Origin of the sequence: Pseudomonas sp. (assembly GCF_046581935.1) — a bacterium.
GTDB lineage: Bacteria > Pseudomonadota > Gammaproteobacteria > Pseudomonadales > Pseudomonadaceae > Aquipseudomonas.
The window spans coordinates 89,986-113,867 of record NZ_JAYGFK010000001.1 but is presented as its reverse complement, the minus strand read 5'-3'; the positions used below and the strand labels follow the sequence as shown (position 1 = coordinate 113,867).

The window sequence follows — 23,882 nt, the reverse complement described above, 5'->3', positions numbered from 1 at the left end:
AATATTGAGTCACCTGTGCACATTACACAGCAGGTATCGATGCCCCGGTTAAATAACCATAGCTGCAGCCCAGCCGAATACCAACAGCGGTAAGTTGTAGTGCAGGAAGGTTGGCACCACGCTGTCCCAGATGTGGTTGTGCTGGCCGTCAACATTGAGCCCGGAAGTTGGCCCCAATGTCGAGTCAGAGGCTGGCGAACCGGCATCGCCCAGTGCACCGGCAGTACCCACAATGCACAAAATGGCCAACGGGCTGAACCCCAACTGCAGCCCCAGCGGTACAAAGATCGCGGCGATGATTGGCACCGTAGAAAATGACGAGCCAATGCCCATGGTTACTAGCAAACCCACCAGCAGCATCAGCAACGCGCCGAGTGCTTTATTTTGACCGATCAACGCCACCGAGCTATCGACGAGAGTTTTTACTTCACCAGTGGCTTTCATCACCTCAGCAAAACCGGCAGCGGCAATCATGATGAATCCAATCATCGCCATCATCTTCATGCCTTCAGTGAACAAGCCGTCAGCTTCTTTCCAGCGCACTACACCGGAAACCGAGAAAATGATGAAGCCGGCCAGGGCCCCGATAATCATCGAGTCCAGCCACAGCTGGACAACAAAGGCCGCGGCAATTGCCGCCCCTGCCACTAGAAGGCTCAGCGGGTTATAGGCAACCTCTACGCGCTCGACCTGCTCAATCTTGCTGAGGTCATACACGCGCTTCTTGCGGTAGCTGAATAGCACCGCCACCATCAGCCCGAAGAACATGCCCAATGCTGGAATCGCCATGGCTTTGGTGACATCCAGGTTCGTGGTGTCGACACCGGCGCTAGCGACATTAGCCAGCAAGATGTCATTCAGAAAAATCCCGCCAAAACCCACCGGTAGAAACATATACGGAGTAATCAGGCCGAAGGTCAGCACGCAGGCAATCAATCGGCGATCAAGTTGTAGTTTGCTCAAGACATAGAGCAACGGCGGTACCAGCAGTGGGATAAAAGCAATGTGAATAGGCAGGATATTCTGCGAGGAAATAGCCACAAGCAGCAGCAACGCGATCAGCAACCACTTGAGCAGACCTGCGCCTTTAGCATCCTGCTTACCAACCATGGCCAGAGCTTTGTCTGCCAAAGCATGCGCCAGGCCAGATTTGGCAATCGCCACAGCAAATGCGCCCAACAAGGCATAGGACAATGCCACCGTTGCACCGCCGCCAAGGCCTTTGTTGAATGCGGCCAGCGAGCCTTCAATACCCAAGCCGCCCATTAGGCCGCCGGCCAATGCTCCAACGATCAAGGCCACCACAACATGCACACGGCACAAGCTGAGGATCAGCATGATCCCCACTGCCGCAACGACTGCGTTCATCGATTTACTCCCGCAATTAAGTAGGTCCGCGAAGGTTTTAACCTTCTTTGGATGCTGCGCCGGATCGGCGAAGGGCGCGTACTCTGCACAATGCTGACTAACCTGTCAAAACGACCGTAAAATATTTTGCACGATACGTTGGTAATTTCGTATAGGCTACAAGCTGTCGCGGTGCAATGACCTGCAATTTGCTCTGTATTTCTTTAAAGACGCGCACATATCCGCCGATAGGCGCTTCAGTCTCAGTAAAACGAAGGCTCTGAAAATGCTGTTCAGCCGACTCTCTATCCAGTTGAAAATAACCTTGCTCGCAGGCCTATGCCTGTTGGCCATCGTCGTTGTTCTGGTATCAGCTTCGATGATCCAGGCCTCACGCAACGCCGACCTGGTCAAACAAGCCAGCTCAAAGATGCTCGAAGACTCAGTACAACTGCGCATGGAAGCACGCGGCGAATCCCAAGCACTGCAAATGCAGCGCTACTTTATGGATGCCTACCAGTACGGTCGCAGTGCTGCGAGCCAAGTGCTGTTTATTCGTGAACAAGCAGAAAAACGCTTTCTTGATGCATTTGACCTGCGCGAAGACCTAACCCGCCAAATTCGTAGCTCGCTGGAGGCCAACCCCAGCTTGCTCGGTATCTATGCCGTGTTCGAGCCCAATGCCCTGGATGGCAAGGATGAGCTGTTCGTTGATCAGGATGCCTTAGGCAGTAACGACAAGGGCCGTTTCTCGCTCTATTGGTCACAAGGTGCAAAAGGCGACCTGAGCGCCGAGGCCATGACTGAGGCAAGCCTTAACGATGCAACTCCAGGTATCAGCGGTGCGCCTTACAACGCTTGGTACACCTGCCCGCTGCAGAGCAAGCGCGTGTGCTTGCTCGAGCCTTATATCGATGACTCCGATGGTGTGAAAACCCTGATGACCAGCATCGCCTTTCCCCTGATCCAGGGCGACAAGGTGATCGGCGTGCTGGGCGTGGACATCAGCCTGGCAAGCTTGCAAGAGCTCAGCAACAGCGGACACAAGAGCCTTTTCGGCGGGGCTGGTCATATCAGCATAATCAGCTCCACGGGGTTACTCGCTGCACATAGCCGCGATAGCAGCCTACTCGGAGGCAAGCTGGCAGCAGCGTTTAGTGAGCAGCATGCAGAGATGGTTCGCTTGCTCGGCGGCAACCGGCCTGAAGTCCTGCAGAAAGATAATATGCTGCAGGTGCTACAACCCTTGTTGCCAATCCCTGATGCTAAACCTTGGGGCGTTTTGCTCGAGGTGCCGAAGAAGGTTTTGCTGGAGCCCGCCACCCAGCTTGAAGCACAAATGGATGAGCTGAGCTCGCGCGACAGCTTAATTTCATTGGGCTTGGGTCTGGCGGCGGGTTTGATAGGCATCCTCCTGATCTGGCTGACTGCATTGGGGGTTACCCGGCCAATTCTCGGGGTCGCCGCGATGCTTAAAAATATTGCCAGTGGCGAAGGTGATCTGACACGCCGCCTGGAATACGCCAAAAAGGATGAACTGGGTGAGTTGACCAGTTGGTTCAATCGCTTCCTCGATAAGCTGCAACCGATCATCGCTGACGTTAAACACAGCGTGCAGGATGCCCGCAAAACCGCCGACCATTCTGCGTTGATCGCCAGCCAGACCAGCGATGGTATGCAGCAGCAATACCGCGAAGTAGACCAGGTTGCCACCGCCTTCCAGGAAATGAGTGCCACCGCTCAGGATGTTGCGCACAACGCCGCCCAAGCCGCCGAAGCCGCACGCACGGCGGAACAGGCCAGCCGCGAAGGCATGAGTGTGATCGGTAAAACCACGTCAACCATCGAACTACTGGCCAATGAAATGAATGTGGCCATGCAGGAAGTCGAAGGCCTAGCCGACAGCAGCGAGAAAATCGGCTCGGTACTGGAAGTCATCCGCTCGATTGCCGATCAAACCAACTTGCTCGCGCTCAACGCCGCTATCGAGGCTGCCCGCGCCGGTGATGCGGGGCGCGGCTTTGCGGTGGTCGCCGATGAAGTACGCAACTTGGCCAAACGTACGCAAGATTCGGTGGAGGAGATTCGCCAAGTAATCGAAGGCCTACAAAACGGCACCAAGGAAGTCGTCAGCACCATGCACAGTAGCCACAGCCAAGCTCAAGGCAGCGTGGAACAGGTTGGGCAAGCAGTCGCCGCACTGCAGCGGATCAGCCAAGCAGTCGGCGTAATCACCGACATGAACTTGCAGATTGCCAGTGCTGCGGAAGAGCAAAGCTCAGTAGCGGAGGAAATTAATCGCAACGTGGCCTCAATCCGTGATGTGACCGAGTCGATTTCCGCCCAAGCCGATGAGTCCGCCAAGATTAGCCAAGGCTTGAATGAGCTGGCCAATCACCAGCAAGCCTTGATGGACCAGTTTCGCGTCTAACGCGATGCATCGCACGATCGAAACGCCGCTCTGGCGGCTGTTTCCTTGCAGCGCAGACTAAGGGCCGCTAGTCTGCGATTTTCTTTGCAAGAGGTGCACGATGCTCAATATCGCTCTGGTCGCCGGCTCAGGCCGTAGCAACAGTCAATCGGGCAAAGTTGCCCGATTCTTGCGTCAACGCCTGATTCAACTGGGCCATACCAGTGATGCGCAAAGTCACGTTATTGACCTGGGTCTTGCACCCCTGCCCCTGTGGCCGAGCGACGACACTGGACCGTGGCCGTTGTTCTGCAAGCAATTGGCCGCTGCTGATGCGGTGGTGATCATTTCGCCAGAGTGGAACGGCATGGCTTGCCCGGCCATCAAGAACTTCTTCATTTACGCCAGCAAGGCTGAACTGGCGCATAAACCCGGCCTGCTGGTTGGGGTTTCTTCCGGTGTTGGCGGGGCTTATCCGATCAGTGAGCTACGGGCCTCAAGCTATAAGAACTGCCGGCTCTGCTACCTACCCGAGCACCTGATTGTGCGGGGCGTTGAAAAAGTGCTGAACAGCCCACAGCCGAGCGATGAAAACGATCAGCGCCTGCATACACGTATCGATTATGCGTTGGATATTCTGGTTAAGTACGCGCAAGCGCTGGGGCCTGTACGCGCCAGTATCGACATGACTGACCCGGCTTTTGCCAACGGCATGTAGTGATTGGTGTGTGGCGTGCTTGAGCCACTCAGGCGCGCTTCACTGGTAACACTACATTGACACACAGCCCACCTAGCGCACTGTCGGTTAAGTGCATCTGACCGCCCCAAGCGTCAATGATGTCGCGCACGATGCCCAACCCCAGTCCATGCCCGGCCACCTGTTCGTCCAGGCGACTGCCACGGCTAAGTACTTCATCACGCAACTCGGCCTGAATCCCCGGGCCATCATCCTCAATAGTCAGCAGATAGGCCTCAGCTTCACGGCTGATGCTCAGTTGCACCTGGCTATCTGCCCACTTACAGGCGTTATCCAGTAGGTTGCCCAGCAATTCCAGCAAGTCTTCACGGTCCCAGGGCAAACGCAACCCAGGCGCGGCATGCCAGCCGAGCTGAAGCAGGTTGCCGTGGATCATCGTTAGGGTAGAAAACAACTCAGGTAGCTCGCTGGCGCAATCGAAGTGCGCACCCGGCAACGCTTCACCCGCTAATCTCGCCCGCCCTAGTTCACGCGCAATACGCTGCTCAATTTGCTGCAGTTGGGCGTTGAGATTTTCCCGCAACTCGGGCAATTGCTTGAGTTCTTCACGGGAGGCCAGGCTGACCAGAACGGCCAACGGCGTCTTCAGCGCATGGCCCAGATTGCCCAGGGCATTACGTGAACGCTTTAGGGTGTCTTCGGTATGCATCAGCAAGTGGTTGATCTGCGCCACCAGCGGCTCCAGCTCCAACGGGACTTGCTGGTCCAGCTGACTACGTTGGCCTTGTTGCAGCTGCATGATCTGCCGCCGCGTCAGCTCCAGTGGCCGCAGTGCACGGCTGACGATCAGGCGTTGCAGTAACAGAATCAGCACCAAGGCGGCGATGCCTAAACCAAGGAGAACCTTTAACACCTGGCTGAAGCTGTCCAGAATCGGCGTGTAATCACGAGCAACGTGAATCACGATGTGCTGGCCAAAGCGCTGGTAGTCGGCCCGGTAGATCAACCAGTGCTGGCCCTTGGGTCCATCACCGAGATCATCCTGTAGGCCGGGTTGCGCAACCTGCGGCATGTCGCGATCCCACAACGAGCGTGATCGCCAGCTTTGTTCGGCAAAATCGATACGAAAATACAACCCAGAGTAAGGCCGTTTATACGCTGCACTCAGGCGGCGCTCGTCCAACTGCGGCCCATCAGGGCCACGCACAATGGCACCTAGCAAGGTTTGCGCTTCGTCCTGCAGGGTTGTTTGGATGTAACTGCGCAGGCTGCGATCAAACAGCCACAGGCTGCTTTGCGCCAGCAGCACGCCGATAATCAGCAACACACCGGCCAGGCCCAGACTTAGACGCCGCTGAATTGATTTCAAACAGCGTCTCCGCTGAAACGGTAGCCTTGGCCACGGCGGGTTTCGATAATTTCACGGCCCAGCTTGCGGCGCAGGTGGTTGACGTGCACTTCGATAACATTGGAGTCGCGTTCGCTCTCACCGTCGTAGAGGTGTTCAGCCAAGTGGCTTTTCGACAACAGCTGACCTGCATGCAACATAAAGTAGCGCAGCAAGCGAAACTCGGCGGCAGTTAGCTGGACCTCCTGATTATTGCGACTGACCGTCTGCCTACTTTCATCTAGTTGCAGGCCGGCAGCCTCCAATTGTGGCTGGTTGGCCAAGCCTTTGGCGCGGCGCAACAACGATTGAATGCGCAGTTGCAGTTCTTCCGGGTGAAAGGGCTTGCTTAGGTAGTCATCCGCACCGGCCTTGAGCCCCTCTATGCGCTCGGCCCAAGAGCCACGCGCAGTCAGGATCAACACCGGCGTGTTCATGCCGCCAGCGCGCCATTCTTGCAGTACCTGTAACCCAGGTTTGCCCGGCAAGCCAAGGTCGAGAATGATCAAGTCATAGGGCTCGGTCGCTCCCTGATAGGCCGCATCACGACCATCGGCCAGCCAGTCAACGGCATAACCCTGACGCGCCAAACCAGCCAGTAACTCATCGGCCAGAGGCACATGGTCTTCAACCAACAGTAAGCGCATCAGTCGTCTACCTCATCCTTGAGCACTTCAGCAGTGCCAGCGTGTAACTCCAGCTCGCGAACAACGCCTTGCTCGGTCACCAACTCAACTTCATAGAGCAGCACGCCGTCTTCTTCTTCAAGTTCCACTTCCAACAGAACGGCTCCGGGATGACGCTGCATGGCTGCCTGGATCAACTGATCAAGTGGCAGAATCAGCCCCTCGCGACGCAGGCGTAAAGCCTCATCCTGATTCAAGTCACGGGCGCTGCTGCTGAACGCCAGGCTCAGCAGCAGGCCCAACAGTAGCGGGCGCATGGCCCGGGCCGTGGTGTTCATCAATCGTCTCGTTGGTTTTTCAGGACTTGAGCGTTAGTGGCGTCCAATTCGACATCCCACTGCACGCCTTGGGCGTCGCGAATTTCGACCTGGTAGATGTAGCGGCCGTACTCTTCTTCCAATTCGGTGTCTTCTTTTTTGGCGCCAGGGTGAAGCGCCAAGGCTGCTTCATTGAGTTTCTCAAACGACTGAATGGTTCCTGCATCACGTAGCTTGATGGCCTCATCCGGGCCAAGATCACGAGCCTGGACCAAACCGGCAGTCAGAGTCAGGGCAGCAGCAGTAAATACGCTAGTCAGTGTTTTCATGTTCAAGCTCCTTATGGAAATTGCTTTCGACGTAAGCCACGTTACTGCACACGACTTAACTCAAACTGAATGCGCTTAACCGGTTGCTCGCCAACCAATGCCTACCGTTTGTATTCAACATTCACGCACTGAAGCCACTTGGCCTAAAAGGCCAGCGCTCTATAATCGCTGCCTTGCGCGATGGAGACCAGCATGAGTGCGATTTTAATCAAGTCCCCTGCCCTAACAATCAAAGCCGGCAAACGAGCCCTCGCGCGCATTCGCGAGCGAGGCCTGCAGCCTGCCGATGTCGGTATTCTGCCAGGTGCCGCAGGTGGGCCGAAGGCGTTGGGCATTCAGGGGTTAGACCTGGCACTGTTCGGCGACTGGCTACAGCGTGAGCCACGTGAACGCTCATTAATTGGCGCATCGATCGGCTCCTGGCGTTTTGCCAGCGCCTGCTTACCCGATGCCAAGGCAGGGCTCATTCGCCTGGGCGAGCTGTATACCGCACAACGCTTTGCCAAAGGCGTGAGCATGGCGCAGGTGTCAAACAGCTGCAGCCTGATGCTTGAGCAGTTGCTGGGCAACGATGAAGCCAGCATCCTCAGCAACCCGCATTACCGCTTGAATATCGTCGTGGTAAAAAGCCATGGCCTGCTCCAGCACGACAATCGCGGCGCACTCGGCCTGGGCCTGTCTTCGGTGATTGGCAGCAACCTGCTGGGCCGCCCGCGCCTGGCCAAACACTTCGAGCGGGTGATTCTGCACGATGCCCGCCTGGCGCCGCCGCTGGGTGCGCTTAGCGACTTTCCCTCGCGCTATCTGCAACTAGACAGCGGCAATCTGCGCCATGCGTTGCTGGCCTCAGGCTCCATTCCGATGGTCATGCAAGGGGTTCGCGATATCCCCGGTGCCGGCCCCGGCACCTACCGCGATGGTGGCCTGCTCGACTATCACCTCGACCTGCCATACAGCGGTGAAGACATCGTGCTCTACCCGCACTTCACCGACAAGGTCATTCCCGGCTGGTTCGACAAGAGCATGCCCTGGCGTCGCGGTGACGCTGAGCGTCTGCAGGATGTGTTGCTGCTTGCCCCCTCGCACGACTACCTGGCGCGCCTGCCCCACGGCAAACTCCCTGACCGCAAGGACTTCAGCCGCTACCTGGGCGATGATGCCGGCCGCGAGCGCTACTGGCGTAAAGCCATGAGTGAGAGCCAGCGACTCGGCGACGAGTTTCTCGAATTGGCGGACAGCGGCCGCCTCCACGAGCGCATGCAGGCACTTTGACAAGCACGTAAGAATCTATCGGCGCACACATGACCACGGATGGACAGAATGAAACTTGCAGTCGCCGTTATTCACGGCATTGGCACCCAGCCCGATAGCCGTGACGCTGAAGGGCAACATAGCTTTGCCCAAAGCTTGATTGCCGGGCTGCGCCAACGCCTTGGGGTAGATGCCGAACAGGTCGCCTTTCAAAGCTTGTATTGGGCCAGCGTGCTGGATAAGCGCCAACTGGACTTCCTAGACAAGCTGAAAGATCAACCCGTGCGCTGGGTGTGGCTACGCCGCGTCGTCACCCTATTTCTCGGCGATGCCAGTGGTTACCGCAAAGTCAGCCAGGCCTACGACACGACCTACGAAGAAGTACACCAATGCCTGCGCAGCGGCCTGAATGCTCTACGTGCCAAGGTTGACGCAGACACCCCACTGGTCGTCCTCGCCCACTCCTTGGGTGGTCATATATTTTCCAATTTCGTCTGGGATCAGCAGCGCATTAATAAAGTCGAGAGCTGCCCGCTCGATCCCTTTCTAGCCCTGGAAACCCTTAGCGGGCTGATTACCTTCGGCTGCAACATCCCGCTGTTTACCTTCGCCTACAACCCCGTAGTGCCGATCCGCTTTCCCGGCCATTGCCTGACCCAAGCGGTAACTGAACAAGCGCGCTGGCTCAACCTGTATGCACCTGCAGACCCTTTGGGTTACCCGCTGCGTCCATTAGACAATTATGCCGCCGTGGTAGCTGAGGACCGCGCCATGCCAGTGGGGCCTTGGTATAAACGCCATACCCCACTAAGCCACCTGAGCTATTGGGATGACCGTGGTTTTCAGCGCTATGTCACCGACTATCTGCGGCAATTGCTAACGGCCTGCAACGGGCCTGAGAAGAACTAAACAGCAGCGCCTTCATCAGGTTTCTGTGTTTGCCCGATTAAAATTGTGATTTACCAGACAATTTCTTGCATTTTTTGGCAAACATGTGACTTAACGGTCAACTTCACTCATCAACACCTATGACTGGCAAGCACGAGTCAAGTGTTTGCCCTTGTGTATTTGGGATCACCTCGGAGAAACCGACCCCATGAACGCTCCCCTGCGTTTTAACGAAGCCCTGCTGATTGCTGACCGTGCCTTTCAACCTTTCCAATGCGTTGCCTGGGCACCGCAAGACGGTACCGGCAACCTCAGCCTGAGCGTGATTGATCGCACCAGTACCCGGCTGCTGGGCCGTACCCAGCTGTCGAGCACGATTTACAGCGACCCGGTACAGTTTGCCGACCTGCTCAAACAGTCGCGCGAGCAACTCAGCCAGCAAGGTTTCGCCCTGGAGCCATGGAGCATGCCGGAGTAATCCGCTGCGTACCCAAGGGCTCTGAGCTGCCAATCGACCCCTCTTGTCAGAGCCCTTCTTCTCTCCTACTCGCTTCCCAGGCGAAGCTGTAATAGCCATATCTGTGGGCTTATTGTCCTTATTGCCAATTAACTGTTAAGCGCAGCGATGCATCCAGCGCTTATCGAAGCACGCGCAGATCTTCAACCAGGAGTTGACCATGGGCCAGCTGCTATGTGGGCGCGTCGCCTGAATTACAGCTGCCCAAACTGCACGGAGGAATCACTCCTGCGACCACGGCGGCCAGCAGACAAACTCTTGAAATACCCGGCATCCACCAAACGCCTCAGTAAGTCCTGACATGTAGCGTTGCTGGCCAAAGCTACTATTCTGTAGTGCAGGAGGGCGATATGAAAAACCAAGAAGAGAACAAACCGCTGACACTGTGGGAAATGCTGCAGAGTGTGCTGAGTGCGGCGCTTGGAGTGCAGAGTGGGAAGAACCGCGCACGGGATTTCTCCCGTGGCAAACCCAGTCACTTCATCATTCTGGGCGTATTGTTCACCGCCATATTTGTGCTGACGATTTTTGGCATCGTCAAGCTGGTCCTGCACTTGGCCGGTGTTTGAATCACTGCAACAAACTACTGTTCCGCCAGCAACTCACAGGCTGTCGGTAGCAGCCAATGCGTATCACGCTCACCATGAATAACCCGTAACTGTATGCCCAGGTCATTCGCTGCAGCCTGCTTAAAGTCGATGTGGCTCGTTGGAGTATCCGGGACTGAGAAACTCCGCAGAGGCAGAACACCAGCGCCTGCCTAGCTGACCTAAGTAGCCGCCGCTAATGCGCTAAGCGCCTGCAAACATACGGTGTATATCCAGTAAAAAGCAGGCTTCAACACGCCATAGTCGCCTAAGTGCTGACGAAGAATATCGGCAATCCCAAGCCGATTGGCCTTCTGTGCGCCAAGACGAGTGCCGGACGAATAGTTACAATCGCGCCCTTCACTTCTCTAGCCTTTTGGTTCCCTATGACGCCCCTGGAAATTATCGCCTCAGCCCTTGGTGTGTGGGCCGTCTGGCTAACCGTACGGCAAAATCGCTGGTGCTGGCCATTGGGCTTGCTGATGGTGCTGATGTACACCTGGATCTTCTATGGCGGCAAGCTGTACTCGAACATGTTGCTGCAAGGCGTTTATGCCGTGCTGCAAGGCTATGGGTGGTGGCAGTGGACACGTGGTGGCAGCAACCAACAAGGTGTGCAGGTCAGCCGGCTGAGTCAGCAAGGCATACTGCTTAGCTTGGTGAGCGGTGCTGCTGGTGCTGTTGCTCTCGGTTACTTGATGGCCACGTTCACCGATGCCGCTGCGCCCTGGCAAGATGCAGCGTTGAGCGCCTTCAGCCTGGTTGCCCAAGTGTGGATGGCGCAGAAACGCGTCGAATGCTGGCCGTTGTGGATAGGCCTTGATCTGCTATTTGTGGCGCTGTTTCTGCAACAAGGACTTTACCCAACAGCCGCCCTGTATGGACTGTTTACCCTACTAGCGGTTAATGGCTGGCTAGCCTGGCGGCGTGATCGCGCCTTGGCTTGCGCATGAGGGTTCTGGTGCTCACAGGGCCAGAATCCAGCGGTAAAAGCTGGCTCGCCGAAGAAATTCGCGCGGTATTTGGCGGTGTGCTGGTTGGTGAGTATGTGCGCCACTTTATTGACCGTGAGCAACGCGACACCTGCTACGCCGACATCAGCGCCATCGCTCAAGGGCAGCTTGCCTGGGAGGATCAGGCCAGAGCAGCCCGCCCTGCATTGCTGATTCTCGACACCCACCTGCTGAGCAATATCCTCTGGAGCCAGACGCTGTTTGGCGACTGCCCGGCCTGGATCGAGCAGGCCCTGCTAGCGCGGGACTACCACCTGCACCTGTTGCTGGACCCAGCCTCCGTACCCTGGGTCGATGATGGTCAGCGTTGCCAGCCCGAGCTTGCCCAACGTGTAGCGTTCTACCAGCAATGCGAGCTCTGGTTGCGCCAACACCATCAGCCACTGCAGTGCATTCAAGGCAACTGGAGCGAACGGCGCATGCAAGCACTGGCTACAGTCGAACAGTGGCTTGGTTCAACGTACCAACACACTGGTCCAGGCCAGCAATAAGCTCAGACAAACAACAATCGTCAGTGGGCGGCGCAATGCCGGGTACCACTGCGGTGCCAAACCTAGCCTGACTGCCCGCATATCCGCAGCATACAAACCCGCAAACGCCAGCAAGCAAAGCGGTAATGCCAAGCTAGTGGGCATTCCGCCACTGATCGCCAACCAACCCAATAAAGGCGGCACTACAGACAAGCCCAGTTGCACCTGTGCGGCCTCGCCAGCGTTCTCCGCACGCATGGCCAGCCCCCAGTGGATCGCGCCCATGAAAGCCAGAATGACCGCTGAATAGTCCAGTAAGGCCCTTAAAACCACTACTCGCCAGCCCTCTGGCGTCACCCAGATGCCCAGTGCTCCGCTGATAAAAGGTATTAGCCCGGCATAACCCAGCAGCAATGCCAGCTTTGGTGGCTGCGGCGCGTCAAATGGATGCATGTACTCACTCCTGCTGAGTAATCCTGAATAAACCGCACTGTAAAGCCATCCTCCAGAGCGGCAGAAGCAAAATTATTACGTTGTCCGGTAATGGCTGCTTGCCATCCTTGACTGTAGTTGGCATAACTCGAACAAATAAAAACTCCCACAAGGACGTACCGATGCGCACTCTCCGCCGGGCCCTGTACGGACTTCTTTTGTTGCTGGGCGTGGGGCTGCTGATTGCCCTGTATTTCATCGCTAATCCCAACCTCCCGCGCTATCAGCAGCCCGAGAAACTGCACTACCTCGATCAGTGGTCAGTTGAAGAGCGCCAGACCTACTACTACACACCACAAGGTACTCAGGTCAAAGGTCTGCGTTATGAGTGGTTCAGCGCCTTAGAGTTGCCTTTCAGTAGTAAAAAATTTGCCACAACGGATTATCTGGCGCGCTTCGGCTTCCTGATTGACCCTGACCAGCAAGCGACACAGCTAAACCCCGGCAACCTGCCAGTCGGTTTTGCCCGCCACAGCGATGCTGAGAGCGGCGAGAATTACCTGGATATCAGCTGCGCCGCCTGTCACACCGGCGAGCTGCGCTACCAAGGCCAGGCGGTACGCATCGATGGTGGTGCCGCGCTGCACTCACTGGCATCCACCGTACCGACACTGCGCGGCGGCAGCTTTGGTCAAGCGCTCGGCATGAGCATGGCCTTCACCTATTACAACCCATTGAAGTTCAACCGCTTCGCCAAGCAGGTACTAGGCGATAAATACAGCAGCCACAAGGCACAGTTGCGCCGCGACTTCAAAGTGGTGCTCGACCGCCTGCTCGGTACGGCCTTCAACGACTGGCATCGCGGCCTCTACCCTACTGAAGAAGGCTTCGGCCGCACCGATGCGTTCGGGCGTATTGCCAACAGCGTGATGGGCGATGCCATCGACCCAAGCAACTACCGAGTTGCCGATGCCCCGGTGAGTTACCCGCAAGTCTGGGACATCTGGCGGTTCGACTGGGTGCAATGGAACGGCTCAGCCATGCAACCCATGGCCCGTAATGTGGGCGAAGCCTTGGGCGTTGGCGCAACGTTGCGGCTGCTCGATACAGATGGGCATCCGGTTGTAGAAAGCCAACGCTATGCATCCAGTGTGCGCCTGCGTGATCTATTCACCCTGGAAGAAACGCTGAAGAAGTTGCAGCCGCCTGCCTGGCCAGAAGAAGTGTTCGGCAAAGTCGACCTGCCCTTGGCCAGTCGTGGCCGCGCACTGTTTAACGAAAACTGCGCCTATTGCCACGCCCCCGACCCGAAAACGCCCGAGGATAGCTACGCTCCAGCACGCGATCCTGAGTGGCGTATGCACGTGATCAAGACATCTATTGTCGGCACAGACCCTACGACTGCCGACAACATCGCCGACCACCGTTTTGACATCAGCAAGCTGGGCTGGACCAAGGCCGAATTGAGCAAGCTGGATGTCCGCCTGTTTGGCGCGAAGCTCGACGATATCGACATGCGCAGCATCTCCAGCGCCAAGGCTCTGGCCTATGTCACCGCCTATGTGGAAAACCGTGCGTATCAAGATGCCGGGATTTCGGCTGAGGAACGCCAGCACATGGACGGTTTCGGCCTGCCCATCGGCGTCCAGGAAATACGCGGCTACAAGGCGCGCCCGCTGGACGGCATCTGGGCCACCCCGCCGTTCTTACATAACGGTTCGGTGCCGAGCCTGTTCCAGTTGCTGTCACCAGTCTCCGAGCGACAAGGCCAGTTCTGGGTGGGCAATTTTGAGTTCAACCCCAAACAGATTGGCTATGACAGCGAGAAGTTTACCGGCGGCTTTCTGTTTGACACCACGATCACCGGCAACAGCAACCGTGGCCATGAATTCCGCGCTGGGTGCCGTGCAGATGGCGTCATTGGCCGAGCCCTGCAGCCAGAAGAGCGCTGGGCGCTGATTGAATACCTCAAGGTCCTCGGTAACCCGGCACTGGAGCAACAGCTGCAACCCATTGCAGGCAAAACCTGGACGCCCGGCCCTTCTTGCCAGAACTGAACCGCGCTACCTGCAAAGGCACGCTGAGAATAATTAAAAGGAATTCACCGCATGTTTAAACGACTTTGGCTCTGGCTTGGCCGCGTACTGGGCAAGCTGCTGTTGTTGGTAGTAGTGATCGGCTTGGGTGGCTGGGCCATTGGCACCGCTTACTACGGCTGGAAGTTCTCCGGGCCGGTCTCGAGTGAAGAGCAGATCCCCGCCGATGAGGCCGCCCTGACGCAAGGCATCATCGAAGATGCCATCCGCGTGGTCGAACAACACCGTGACAACACCCGCGTGCTGCGCGATGCCCACGCCAAAGCGCATGGCTGTGTAAAGGCCGAGGTCACCGTCAATGCCGATCTCGACAGCAGCCTGCAACGCGGTGTGTTCAGCGAGCCTGGCAAAACCTGGCAAGCCTGGATGCGTCTGTCCAACGGCAACGCCTATCCGCAGTTCGACAGGGCGCGTGATGCGCGGGGCATGGCGATCAAACTGCTGGATGTGCCGGGTGAGAAACTTACACAAAGCCCACAGCACGCTGATGAACAGGATTTTGTGATGTTCAACCACCCGGCGTTTTTTGTCCGCGATGTGGCTGAATACAAAAGCAACTTCGCCGCCCAGGCCGATGGTAAACAAGTCGCAGCCTTCTTCCCGAGCTGGAAGCCCAGTACCTGGGAAATCCGCCACCTGATCATTGCCCTAAAGACGCTCGCCCCGGCCCCAGAAACACCGGTAGCAACCACCTACAACTCCATCGCCCCATTCAAGTTGGGCGAGCACAACATCAAATACCGGGTGATTCCACAGCCAGAAGCCTGCCCGGAGTATCAGTTACCAGAGCAGAACCATGCCCTGCCGAACTTCCTGCGTAATGCGCTCTACCAGCAACTGTCACTGGATCGCGCGCCGGCCTGCTTTGCCCTGCAGGTACAACAGCAGAACCCTGATTACTACATGCCCATTGAAGACCCCAGCGTGGAGTGGGATGAAACGATCTCGCCGTTCGAGACAGTCGCCACGATCAAAGTGCCCGCGCAGGACTTCGATAGCAGTGAGCAAAACCTGTTTTGCGACAACCTGTCCTTCAACCCTTGGCATGCACTGCCCGAGCACCGTCCGATTGGCGGCATCAACCGCCTGAGAAAGGCGGTTTACGAGGCTGTAAGCATTTACCGGCTGGAGCGCAATCAACCCTAAAGCAGCCTGGCAACTCTCTGGCCTCGGTTAACAAGGTATGAGCTGGTAACATTCGCACCTTGTTAAGCGTGCTGCCAGACAGCCGACCGCCAGAGAGAAATGCCGTGGAACTGTTCAAAGAGTTTATGTTCGAGGCCGCACACCGCCTGCCTCACGTCCCTGACGGCCATAAATGTGGCCGCCTGCATGGGCATTCGTTCAAGGTGGCGGTGTATATCGAAGGTGAGGTTGATCCTTATACCGGCTGGATTCGCGACTTCTCCGAGATCAAGGCGATCTTCAAGCCACTCTACGAACAGCTCGATCATAACTACCTGAACGATATTCCTGGCCTGGAAAACCCGACCAGTGAAGTGCTGGCCAAATGGATCTGGCAACAACTCAAACCACTGCTGCCTGAGTTGTCCCGCATCCGCATCCATGAGACCTGCACCAGCGGCTGCGAATATCGCGGCGACTGATCTTGCACTTGCTTAGTGCCTAGTTGGCCAGCCCGGTTCGCCACAGCGCCGGGCTGCAAACCAAACTAGCCAAGCTCAACGCCGAACTCCCGCAGACGGCGTTTGAACTCTTCTTCGTCGATATCCTTAACGCCTAACTCACGGGCTTTGCTCAGTTTCGACCCTGCCCCAGGCCCCGCAACGACAACGCTGGTCTTGGCGGACACAGAACCCGCCACTTTAGCCCCCAGCTTCTCCAGTTCCTCTTTGGCCTTATCGCGGCTGAACGACTCCAGGCTGCCGGTTAGTACCCAGGTTTGACCAGCCAGCGGCAAGCCTTCGATGACTTTCTTCTCGCTGTGCCAGTGCATGCCAAAAGCCTTTAGCTGTGCCTCAATGGCGCGCGCGCGATCGGCGTTAGCAACAACCGCGAAAAACTCACGTACCGCATTGGCTTGTTTCTCGGGCAGGGCTTGGCGCATATCCAACCAATCAGCCGCCAGCACAGCGTCTAGGCTGACAAACTTATCTGCCAGCTTCTGCGCACCGCCAGGGCCGACAGAAGGAATGTTCAGCTTGTCGAGCATCCCCGCCAAGGTCGCGCTGGCGCTGAACTCCGCCCCCAGCTCGCCCTGTTCTTGCAATTGCAGGCCGCACTCGTCGCTGCTCAACAAGGCCGCAATGACCTGTTGGTTATGACTGTCGGCAAAGAAGCTGTGAATCTCATGTGCCACTTCCAAACCGACGTCCGGTAGGTAGGTCAGCACTTCCGGCAGTGCTTGCTGAACACGCTCCAGCGACGCCAGCGCACGGGCTAACACTTTGGCCGTTTCCTCACCCACATCAGGAATGCCAAGGGCGTAGATAAACCGCGCCAGGCTTGGTTGTTTACTGTCCTTGATCGCCTGCAGCAGCTTGTTGCTGGAAACCTCGGCAAAGCCTTCCAGGTTGATGATCTGCTCAAAGCTCAGCTTGTACAGATCGGCAGGAGAGCCAATCAGTTGCTCATCAACCAGTTGTTCAATGGTCTTGTCGCCCAGGCCTTCGATATCCATGGCGCGGCGTGAGACGAAATGGATGATCGCCTGCTTGAGCTGGGCAGCGCAGGCCAAGCGACCGACACAGCGGTACACCGAACCCTCGCTAAAGGTTTCTTTGCCCTTGCTGCGTTTAACCAGTTGTGTGCGCTCAACGTGGGAGCCACACACCGGGCAGCTCTCGGGAATCTGTACTGGCCGAGCATCCTCCGGGCGGCGCTCAGTGACCACGGCCATCACCTGCGGAATCACATCACCGGCGCGGCGGACAATCACCGTGTCGCCGATCATCAAGCCCAGGCGCGCCACTTCATCCATGTTATGCAGAGTGGCATTAGCCACCATCACACCGGCTACTTTGACCGGTTTGAGCCGCGCCACCGGGGTCACGGCGCCGGTACGGCCGACCTGAAACTCCACGTCGAGCAGCTCGGTCAGCTCTTCTTGCGCGGGGAATTTATGAGCAATAGCCCAATGCGGCGTGCGGGCGCGAAAGCCCAGCTGCTGCTGGTCTTCAATGGTGTTGACTTTGAACACCACGCCGTCGATGTCATAGGCTAGGGCCATGCGCCGCTCGCCAATATCGCGGTAGTAATCCAGGCAAGCCTGCACGCCTTTGGCCAGTTTCAGTTCGCGGCTAATGGGAATGCCCCAGGCCTTGAGCTGTTCGAGCATGCCAACCTGAGTGGTCGACACCTCGCCGCTGACTTGGCCAACGCCATAGCAGCAGAATTCCAGCGGCCGACTGGCGGTGATCTTCGGATCAAGCTGACGCAAACTGCCCGCCGCCGCGTTGCGCGGGTTAGCGAAGGTCTTGCCACCGCTCTCGGCCTGTCGGGCATTGAGCGCCTCAAAACCAGCCTTGGGCATAAACACCTCACCGCGCACTTCCAGCACTTGCGGCCAGCCCTCGCCTTGTAGCTTGAGCGGTACGTTACGAATGGTTCGTACGTTGCTGCTGATATCTTCGCCGGTACTGCCATCGCCACGGGTGGCACCGCGTACCAATTGACCGTTCTCATAACGCAGGCTGACTGCCAAGCCGTCGAGCTTGGGTTCGCAGCTGTACGCCACCTCAGCACCAGCGCCGAATAGGTCTCCGCCCGTTAGACCCAAGCCACTTTGCACGCTGCGGTCGAAGGCGCGTAAGTCCTCCTCCTCAAACGCATTGCCCAAGCTCAGCATGGGGACTTCGTGGCGGACCTCGCCAAACGCGCTGAGCGCCTCACCGCCAACACGCTGAGTCGGTGACTCGGCTGTTATCAGCTGCGGATGCTCGCTCTCCAGCTTTTGTAATTCGCGAAACAGGCGATCGTACTCGGCATCGGGAACGCTCGGCTCATCGAGGACGTAATAGCGGTAGTTATGTCCATCGAGTTCGGTACGCAGTTGCAGAATGCGTTGGGCGGCAGTCGAGGCGTCGGTCATTGCAGTGTGCTCTCAAACGAAAAGAGCAGCCTTGGCTGCTCTCTTGTATTACGTAGGGTTATTCAGCGCTTGTTGGTCAGTTGCTTACGCTCATATTCCACGATGCGCTGACGGTAATGCTCGATGGTTTGCGCGGTCATGACACTGCGTTGATCATCCTTCAACTCGCCGCCCAGTTCATGCGCCAGTTTGCGTGCCGCAGCCACCATTACATCAAATGCCTGCTTAGGATGACGCGGGCCCGGCAGTCCAAGAAAGAAGCTCACTGCGCGCGTGCTGAAACCTTCGATATCGTCGAGATCAAAGGTGCCGGGCTTCAAGGCATTGGCCATGGAGAACAGCACTTCACCATTACCCGCCATGCTCTCGTGGCGATGGAAGATATCCATCTCACCAAACCGCAGGCCGCTTTCAAGAATGTTCTGCAACAGAGCCGGCCCTTTAAAGCCATCTTCATCGCGGGCAATAACATTGATTACCAGCACTTCTTCAACCGGCGGTAATTCTTTGTTGAGGTCTTTGTTATAGCTGCTCGATTTAGTGGCAACTTGCTCATCTACTGGCGTGAGGAGTGTCGGCACCGGCTCTTCTAGGCCCAGATTCAGGTCGCCCTGATGAGGTTCGCCAGTGCGCCGGCGATTCAACTCACGGGCGCTCAGCGATGGTAAATCTTCTTCATCTAGAGAAGGTTCATGGCTGCGGTCAACGACCCTTGGCGTGCTAAGCAGATCAGGGTCACTGTCATCATCCGGCAGATTGGCAAAACTGCGGTCAAGTTTGAACTTGAGCTTGCCCTTGCCACCACGCATCCGCCGCCAACCATCGAACAAGATGCCGGCAATCACAATAATGCCGATGACAATCAGCCACTCACGCAGACCGAATTCCATGAAATACCTTAACCCCTAATAAAAAATGTGATGATAAAGGCCTTCCTAGCCTATTTACTAACCCTATTACGTAACGCCAAGCCTATGTTCTGACAGGCCTTTCCCTGATTTTAAACGTCACGTCTAAACAGTGCGCATTAAGCTATCACGACGAAAGATAACTTTACACCGCCCTGCGCTTCTTATGAGTCAACCAATGCCAGCGCTTGTTCCACATCCACGGCAACCAAACGTGAACAACCCGGCTCGTGCATGGTAACGCCCATCAACTGATCAGCCATTTCCATGGCGATCTTATTGTGGGTGATATAGATGAACTGCACAGTTTCTGACATTTCCTTTACCAACCGTGCATAACGCCCGACGTTGGCGTCATCAAGCGGCGCATCTACTTCATCGAGCATGCAAAACGGTGCGGGGTTGAGTTTGAAGATGGCAAACACTAATGCCAGCGCGGTAAGCGCCTTTTCACCGCCCGAAAGTAGGTGAATGGTGCTGTTCTTTTTGCCCGGCGGACGCGCCATGATCGTTACGCCGGTATCCAACAAGTCTTCGCCGGTCAGTTCCAGGTAGGCGTTACCGCCACCGAAAACTTTCGGGAATAAAGCCTGCAGGCCAGCGTTAATCTGGTCGAAGGTTTCCTTAAAGCGATTACGGGTTTCTTTGTCGATCTTGCGAATGACATTTTCCAGGGTATCCAGCGCCTCCACCAAATCGGCGTTCTGCGCATCCAGATAACGCTTGCGTTCGGACTGCTGCTGGTATTCGTCAATTGCCGCCAAGTTGATCGGCCCAAGGCGCTGAATACGCGCAGCCAGGCGCTCCAGCTCGTCTTCCCAGGTCTTCTCATTGGCCTCAGCCGGCAGGCTGGCGAGCACACCATGCAGGTCGTAATTGTCTTCCAGCAATTGCTCCTGCAAGGCTGTACGTCTTACGGTCAGCGACTGCCAGTCCATACGTTGCTGCTCTAATTGACCGCGCAGTAATTGCGCTTGCTGTTCGGCTTGAGTGCGGCGCTTTTCCGCGTCACGCAGTTCGCGGTCGGCATCTTCAAGAGCCAGTCGTGCCAGTTTGAGCTCATCTTCCACGGCCATGCGCTTATCAAGCTGCTCTTCGAGCTTCATGCGCAGCTCTTCCAGCGGTGCTTCGCCCTCCTCCAGGTTGAGGTTGAGTTGCTCGCGTTTCTCATGCAGACGCTCTGCTTGCAGCTCCAGGCGCTCCAGGGCTTGCCTTGTGGAGTCATGCTGGGCTTTCAGCGAGCCCAGGCGCACGGCCAATTGGTGCGCGTGATCTTTATGCTGACGCGCCTCCTGACGCACGCGATCCAGACGTTCGCGCAAGCTGTCGCGACTGGCCAGTAGGCTTTCACGCTGCTCGTTGTCATTAGCCATAGCATCCAAGGCATCCTGCAATTGCAAGCGCGACTCGCCCAGTTGCTCGTGTTCGATTTCGCGCTGCTCGGCCAGCTCCAGCAATTCACTGTCCAGACGCGTGCGGCGCAAAATCAGTTGTTCAACCTTGGCTTGCCCGGCAGATAGCTGCGCTTTCAGTTCACCCAAGCGGCGCGCCTGATCTTGCGCCTCGCGGCGTTGTTGCTCGCGTTGCTCTTCCTGGCTGCGCTGGCTTTCACGCAGTTGCAGCAAACGCTCGTCAAGCACAGCCAGCGCGGCTTCGCGCTCATCGCGCTCCAGGCTTAGCCGTTCGATTTCCTGACCACGGGCCAGCAGGCCGCTTTCTGCTTCGCTGGCCCGGCGCACACGCAGGAAGTGCCGACCGACCCAGTAGCCGTCACGGCTGATCAGACTTTCGCCTTCAGCCAAACTCAGGCGTGCGGCCAGCGCATCATCCAGGCTCTGTACCGGTTTAACCTTGGCTAGCCAGGGCGCCAGATCGACGCTGGCTTCAACTTTATCCAGCAGGCTGCCGGCAACCCGCGCACAGCCCTTACTCGGGCTGGCCAGGCGCAGATCGCCCTGGGTCAGGCCGGAAAAATCTAGGTTCTGAAAATCATCCAGCAGTACGGCCTGCAGATCGGCACCCAGCACGGTTTCAACGGCCAGTTCCCAGCCGGTTTCAACACGCAGGCCCTCAGCCAGGCGTGGGCGCTCATTAAGCTGCTGCTCGCGCAACCATTCGCTGGTGCCTTTACCGGGATCGAGTGCGGCTTGCTGCAGCGCTTCCAGCGAAGCCAGCCGGCCATTCAACCGTTGCAATTCGCCTTGCGCTTGCTGCTGGGCCTGACCGCTGTGCTGCAAGTCATTGCGCAGCTGCTGCAGACGCTCGGCTTGCTGCTCTTCTTCTAACTGCAAGTCTTCCAGACTGATTTCACTGGCGGCGATCTGCTCGCCCAACTCGATAATCGCAGCATCTTCCGGGTCAGCTGCCAGTTGTTGCAGCTCATCGGTCAAACGCCGCTGGCGCTCGGCCAGACGCTCCAGGCTCTGCTCCAACTGGGCGATGCGCGACTGCTGTACTTCCGCCTGACGCCGTGGTTCGGCGCTACGCTGGTTAAAGCTGTCCCACTGATCCTGCCAACCCTGCATGGCTTCTTCAGACTCTTCCAACCCCGCGGCAGACTCTTCTGCCGCGGCGGCCGTCAGTTCCTGTTCAGGCAGGAGCATTTCCAGCTCTTCGCCAAGGGTTGCCAGTAACGTGCGGTCATGGCCCAGGTGCGACTCGGTTTCCAGGCGGGCTCGCTCAGCTTCGTTGAGGTCGTCCTGCAATTGGCGCAACCGCTGCTGACCATGCTGAATGCTCTGTTCGATGCGGGCGATATCGCCGCCCACCGAATAGAAGCGCCCCTGCACCAAGTTGAAACGTTCACTCAACTCATGGTGACCATCACGCAGGCGCTCAATACTGGCATCAGCATTGCGCTGCTCGGCTATCAGCGCTTCGAAGCTGACTTCCTGGTTGCTGATTACCGCCTCGCGGCTACCAACCTGCTCATTCAATGCCTGCCAACGCAAGGCGGTGAGCTGGGCCTTGAGCTGGCGCTCTTCGGCTTTGTATTCCTGATACTTCTCCGCCGACTGAGCCTGGCGATGCAGGCGATCTAACTGACGCTCCAACTCTTCACGCAGGTCGGTCAGGCGCGCCAAATTCTCATGGGTACGGCGAATGCGGTTCTCGGTTTCGCGGCGGCGCTCCTTGTACTTGGAGATACCGGCCGCTTCCTCAATAAAGTTACGCAGGTCTTCTGGCTTGGCCTCGATCAGCTTGCTGATCATGCCCTGCTCAATGATCGAGTAGCTGCGTGGCCCCAGGCCGGTGCCGAGGAAGATATCGGTGATATCGCGGCGACGGCATTTGGTGCCGTTAAGGAAGTAGGTGTTCTGGCTGTCGCGGGTGACCCGGCGGCGGATCGATATTTCGTTGTAGCCGGCATACTCACCCGTCAGGGTGCCGTCGGAGTTGTCGAAGATCAGCTCGATAGAGGCCTGGGTCACCGGTTTACGGGTATTTGAGCCGTTGAAGATGACGTCGGTCATCGACTCGCCACGCAGGTTCTTCGCCGAGCTCTCGCCCATCACCCAACGTACGGCGTCGATAATGTTCGACTTGCCACAGCCGTTAGGCCCAACTACCGCCGCCATATTACTGGGGAAGGTCACGGTGGTCGGGTCAACAAAGGACTTGAAACCGGCCAGTTTGATGCACTTTAGCCGCATAAACGGTCTTCCTTAGGACTCGGCCAGTGCTGCCAGCACCAGCTGGCAATTGTGTTCACCGTAGCCCTGCAATGCCTCGCGCACGGCCTGGTGATCACGGGCAATAATCGCTTGCAGTAAGGCTGCGAAGGTATTGAGAAACTGACCCATTTCACCTTTGCGTCGCTCCAGCGCCAGGTGGTAGGTGCGGCTGATGGCTGGCAGCAAGTTCTCCACCGTTTCCTGCAAATAGGGGTTATTCGCGAACGGGAACGCAGCACGCATGATATCGAAGCTACTTTCTACAAAGCTGTTGATGTCTTCACGCTGCAGGCTGTCCTGCAGGCGTTGCTGAATCACCAGGAAGGGCCCGAGATCGGCCTCGACTTGCCAGCTATCAGCCACCGCTTTACCCAGCAGGATGTAGAGCTCCATGACCAGAGCGTAAAGACTCTTGACGTTGTGCGGCGTCAGCTCGGCCACCTGAGCACCACAGCGCGGCGGGATCACGATCAGGTGGCGACGCTCAAGAATCAACAACGCCTCACGCACAGACCCTCGGCTGACATTCAACGCCTGGGTGACCTTCTGCTCCTGAATCCGCTCACGAGCTTTCAACTCACCACGAATGATGCGCTCGGCAAGGTGATGGGCGATCTGCTCTGCGAGGCTATCCGGTGCCTTGAACGTCATGATGATCCTTAGGCTCTATCTGACCTATTGGGGAGGGAGGCTTAAAGCGGCTAAACCCTCGCCAGGCTTGGCCTGAGCTGTCGAGCGCCGGCGCGAGTGTAACACAGGGTGTTACCGGGCCAAGGCCATCGCCGCCCTGCTTTCAAACCAAAAGGAGGGCTGCCAAGGGCTGGGCACGAAAGCTGATTGTCCTACAATCTAGCGGCACCCCTACTCCAACAATAAAAAGGA

General features: G+C 57.1%; 21 protein-coding genes and 1 pseudogene. 12 read left to right on the top strand and 10 right to left on the bottom strand.

Annotated features, from left to right (window positions below; all coding sequences use genetic code 11):
• Positions 1-48 precede the first annotated feature (48 nt).
• Positions 49-1,368 (bottom strand): Na+/H+ antiporter family protein, encoded by a 1,320-nt coding sequence (locus VCA57_RS00500; RefSeq protein ID WP_411182999.1) that lies wholly within the window; start codon positions 1,366-1,368, stop codon positions 49-51.
• Between the two features lie 265 nt (positions 1,369-1,633).
• Between VCA57_RS00500 and VCA57_RS00495 the strand changes: the two are divergent.
• From VCA57_RS00495 to VCA57_RS00485, 3 genes and pseudogenes are all read left to right on the top strand, one after another.
• Positions 1,634-2,920, top strand: a pseudogene (locus VCA57_RS00495) (HAMP domain-containing protein); the annotation flags it as partial.
• Between the two features lie 102 nt (positions 2,921-3,022).
• Positions 3,023-3,778, top strand: coding sequence for a methyl-accepting chemotaxis protein (locus tag VCA57_RS00490; protein WP_411183193.1), 756 nt, complete (start codon positions 3,023-3,025; stop codon positions 3,776-3,778).
• Positions 3,779-3,878: 100 nt separating this feature from the next.
• Entirely contained in the window at positions 3,879-4,475 is a 597-nt protein-coding gene (locus tag VCA57_RS00485; protein WP_411182998.1) for an NADPH-dependent FMN reductase, read from the top strand.
• Between the two features lie 28 nt (positions 4,476-4,503).
• Here VCA57_RS00485 and VCA57_RS00480 read toward each other — a convergent pair whose 3' ends face one another.
• Genes VCA57_RS00480 through VCA57_RS00465 form a run of 4 tightly spaced genes read right to left on the bottom strand, consistent with a single transcriptional unit; the run spans position 4,504 to position 7,113 of the window.
• The gene (locus VCA57_RS00480; RefSeq protein WP_411182997.1) at positions 4,504-5,823 is read right to left on the bottom strand and encodes a sensor histidine kinase; all 1,320 of its coding nucleotides are present in this window, start codon (positions 5,821-5,823) and stop codon (positions 4,504-4,506) included.
• Entirely contained in the window at positions 5,820-6,488 is a 669-nt protein-coding gene (locus tag VCA57_RS00475; RefSeq protein WP_411182996.1) for a response regulator transcription factor, read from the bottom strand. The genes VCA57_RS00480 and VCA57_RS00475 overlap by 4 nt, the downstream gene beginning before the upstream one ends.
• Positions 6,488-6,784: a PepSY domain-containing protein gene (locus tag VCA57_RS00470; protein ID WP_411183192.1), complete on the bottom strand. Its 297-nt coding sequence runs from the start codon at positions 6,782-6,784 to the stop codon at positions 6,488-6,490. The genes VCA57_RS00475 and VCA57_RS00470 overlap by 1 nt, the downstream gene beginning before the upstream one ends.
• 20 nt (positions 6,785-6,804) lie before the next feature.
• Complete coding sequence (locus VCA57_RS00465) at positions 6,805-7,113, bottom strand: PepSY domain-containing protein (RefSeq protein WP_411182995.1); 309 nt, start codon at positions 7,111-7,113, stop codon at positions 6,805-6,807.
• 192 nt (positions 7,114-7,305) lie between these two features.
• On the opposite strand from VCA57_RS00465, the gene VCA57_RS00460 reads away from it, so the two are divergent.
• From VCA57_RS00460 to VCA57_RS00435, 6 genes are all read left to right on the top strand, one after another.
• Complete coding sequence (locus VCA57_RS00460; protein ID WP_411182994.1) at positions 7,306-8,385, top strand: patatin-like phospholipase family protein; 1,080 nt, start codon at positions 7,306-7,308, stop codon at positions 8,383-8,385.
• 48 nt (positions 8,386-8,433) lie between these two features.
• Positions 8,434-9,273, top strand: a complete 840-nt coding sequence (locus VCA57_RS00455; protein ID WP_411182993.1) for a hypothetical protein — start codon at positions 8,434-8,436, stop codon at positions 9,271-9,273.
• Positions 9,274-9,460: 187 nt separating this feature from the next.
• The gene (locus VCA57_RS00450) at positions 9,461-9,730 is read left to right on the top strand and encodes a hypothetical protein (protein WP_411182992.1); all 270 of its coding nucleotides are present in this window, start codon (positions 9,461-9,463) and stop codon (positions 9,728-9,730) included.
• A gap of 389 nt (positions 9,731-10,119) precedes the next feature.
• The gene (locus VCA57_RS00445) at positions 10,120-10,338 is read left to right on the top strand and encodes a DUF2970 domain-containing protein (protein ID WP_411182991.1); all 219 of its coding nucleotides are present in this window, start codon (positions 10,120-10,122) and stop codon (positions 10,336-10,338) included.
• A 404-nt stretch (positions 10,339-10,742) separates the two neighbouring features.
• Positions 10,743-11,309 carry a nicotinamide riboside transporter PnuC gene (gene pnuC, locus VCA57_RS00440; RefSeq protein ID WP_411182990.1) on the top strand — a complete coding sequence of 189 codons (567 nt, stop codon included), beginning with the start codon at positions 10,743-10,745 and terminating at the stop codon, positions 11,307-11,309.
• Entirely contained in the window at positions 11,306-11,860 is a 555-nt protein-coding gene (locus VCA57_RS00435; RefSeq protein ID WP_411182989.1) for an AAA family ATPase, read from the top strand. The genes pnuC and VCA57_RS00435 overlap by 4 nt, the downstream gene beginning before the upstream one ends.
• Here the strand turns inward: VCA57_RS00435 and VCA57_RS00430 are convergent.
• A complete protein-coding gene (locus VCA57_RS00430) occupies positions 11,825-12,292 on the bottom strand; it encodes a DUF3429 domain-containing protein (protein WP_411182988.1) in 468 nt (155 codons plus the stop codon). The two genes, VCA57_RS00435 and VCA57_RS00430, sit on opposite strands and share 36 nt — an antisense overlap.
• 161 nt (positions 12,293-12,453) lie before the next feature.
• Here VCA57_RS00430 and VCA57_RS00425 point away from each other — a divergent pair, with 161 nt between their 5' ends.
• From VCA57_RS00425 to queD, 3 genes are all read left to right on the top strand, one after another.
• Complete coding sequence (locus VCA57_RS00425) at positions 12,454-14,328, top strand: di-heme-cytochrome C peroxidase (RefSeq protein WP_411182987.1); 1,875 nt, start codon at positions 12,454-12,456, stop codon at positions 14,326-14,328.
• Positions 14,329-14,379: 51 nt separating this feature from the next.
• Positions 14,380-15,513, top strand: coding sequence for a catalase family protein (locus VCA57_RS00420; protein WP_411182986.1), 1,134 nt, complete (start codon positions 14,380-14,382; stop codon positions 15,511-15,513).
• Between the two features lie 104 nt (positions 15,514-15,617).
• Complete coding sequence (queD, locus tag VCA57_RS00415; protein WP_411182985.1) at positions 15,618-15,974, top strand: 6-carboxytetrahydropterin synthase QueD; 357 nt, start codon at positions 15,618-15,620, stop codon at positions 15,972-15,974.
• Between the two features lie 65 nt (positions 15,975-16,039).
• Here the strand turns inward: queD and ligA are convergent, their stop codons facing one another.
• The 4 genes from ligA to VCA57_RS00395 all read right to left on the bottom strand — a co-directional run bounded on the left by ligA (position 16,040) and on the right by VCA57_RS00395 (position 23,651).
• On the bottom strand, positions 16,040-18,418 hold the full coding sequence (ligA, locus tag VCA57_RS00410; RefSeq protein WP_411182984.1) for an NAD-dependent DNA ligase LigA: 2,379 nt from the start codon (positions 18,416-18,418) through the stop codon (positions 16,040-16,042).
• 62 nt (positions 18,419-18,480) lie between these two features.
• The gene (gene zipA, locus VCA57_RS00405) at positions 18,481-19,308 is read right to left on the bottom strand and encodes a cell division protein ZipA (RefSeq protein WP_411182983.1); all 828 of its coding nucleotides are present in this window, start codon (positions 19,306-19,308) and stop codon (positions 18,481-18,483) included.
• 182 nt (positions 19,309-19,490) lie between these two features.
• Entirely contained in the window at positions 19,491-22,979 is a 3,489-nt protein-coding gene (gene smc, locus VCA57_RS00400; RefSeq protein WP_411182982.1) for a chromosome segregation protein SMC, read from the bottom strand.
• 12 nt (positions 22,980-22,991) lie between these two features.
• Positions 22,992-23,651 carry a GntR family transcriptional regulator gene (locus tag VCA57_RS00395; protein WP_411182981.1) on the bottom strand — a complete coding sequence of 220 codons (660 nt, stop codon included), beginning with the start codon at positions 23,649-23,651 and terminating at the stop codon, positions 22,992-22,994.
• Positions 23,652-23,882 lie beyond the last annotated feature (231 nt).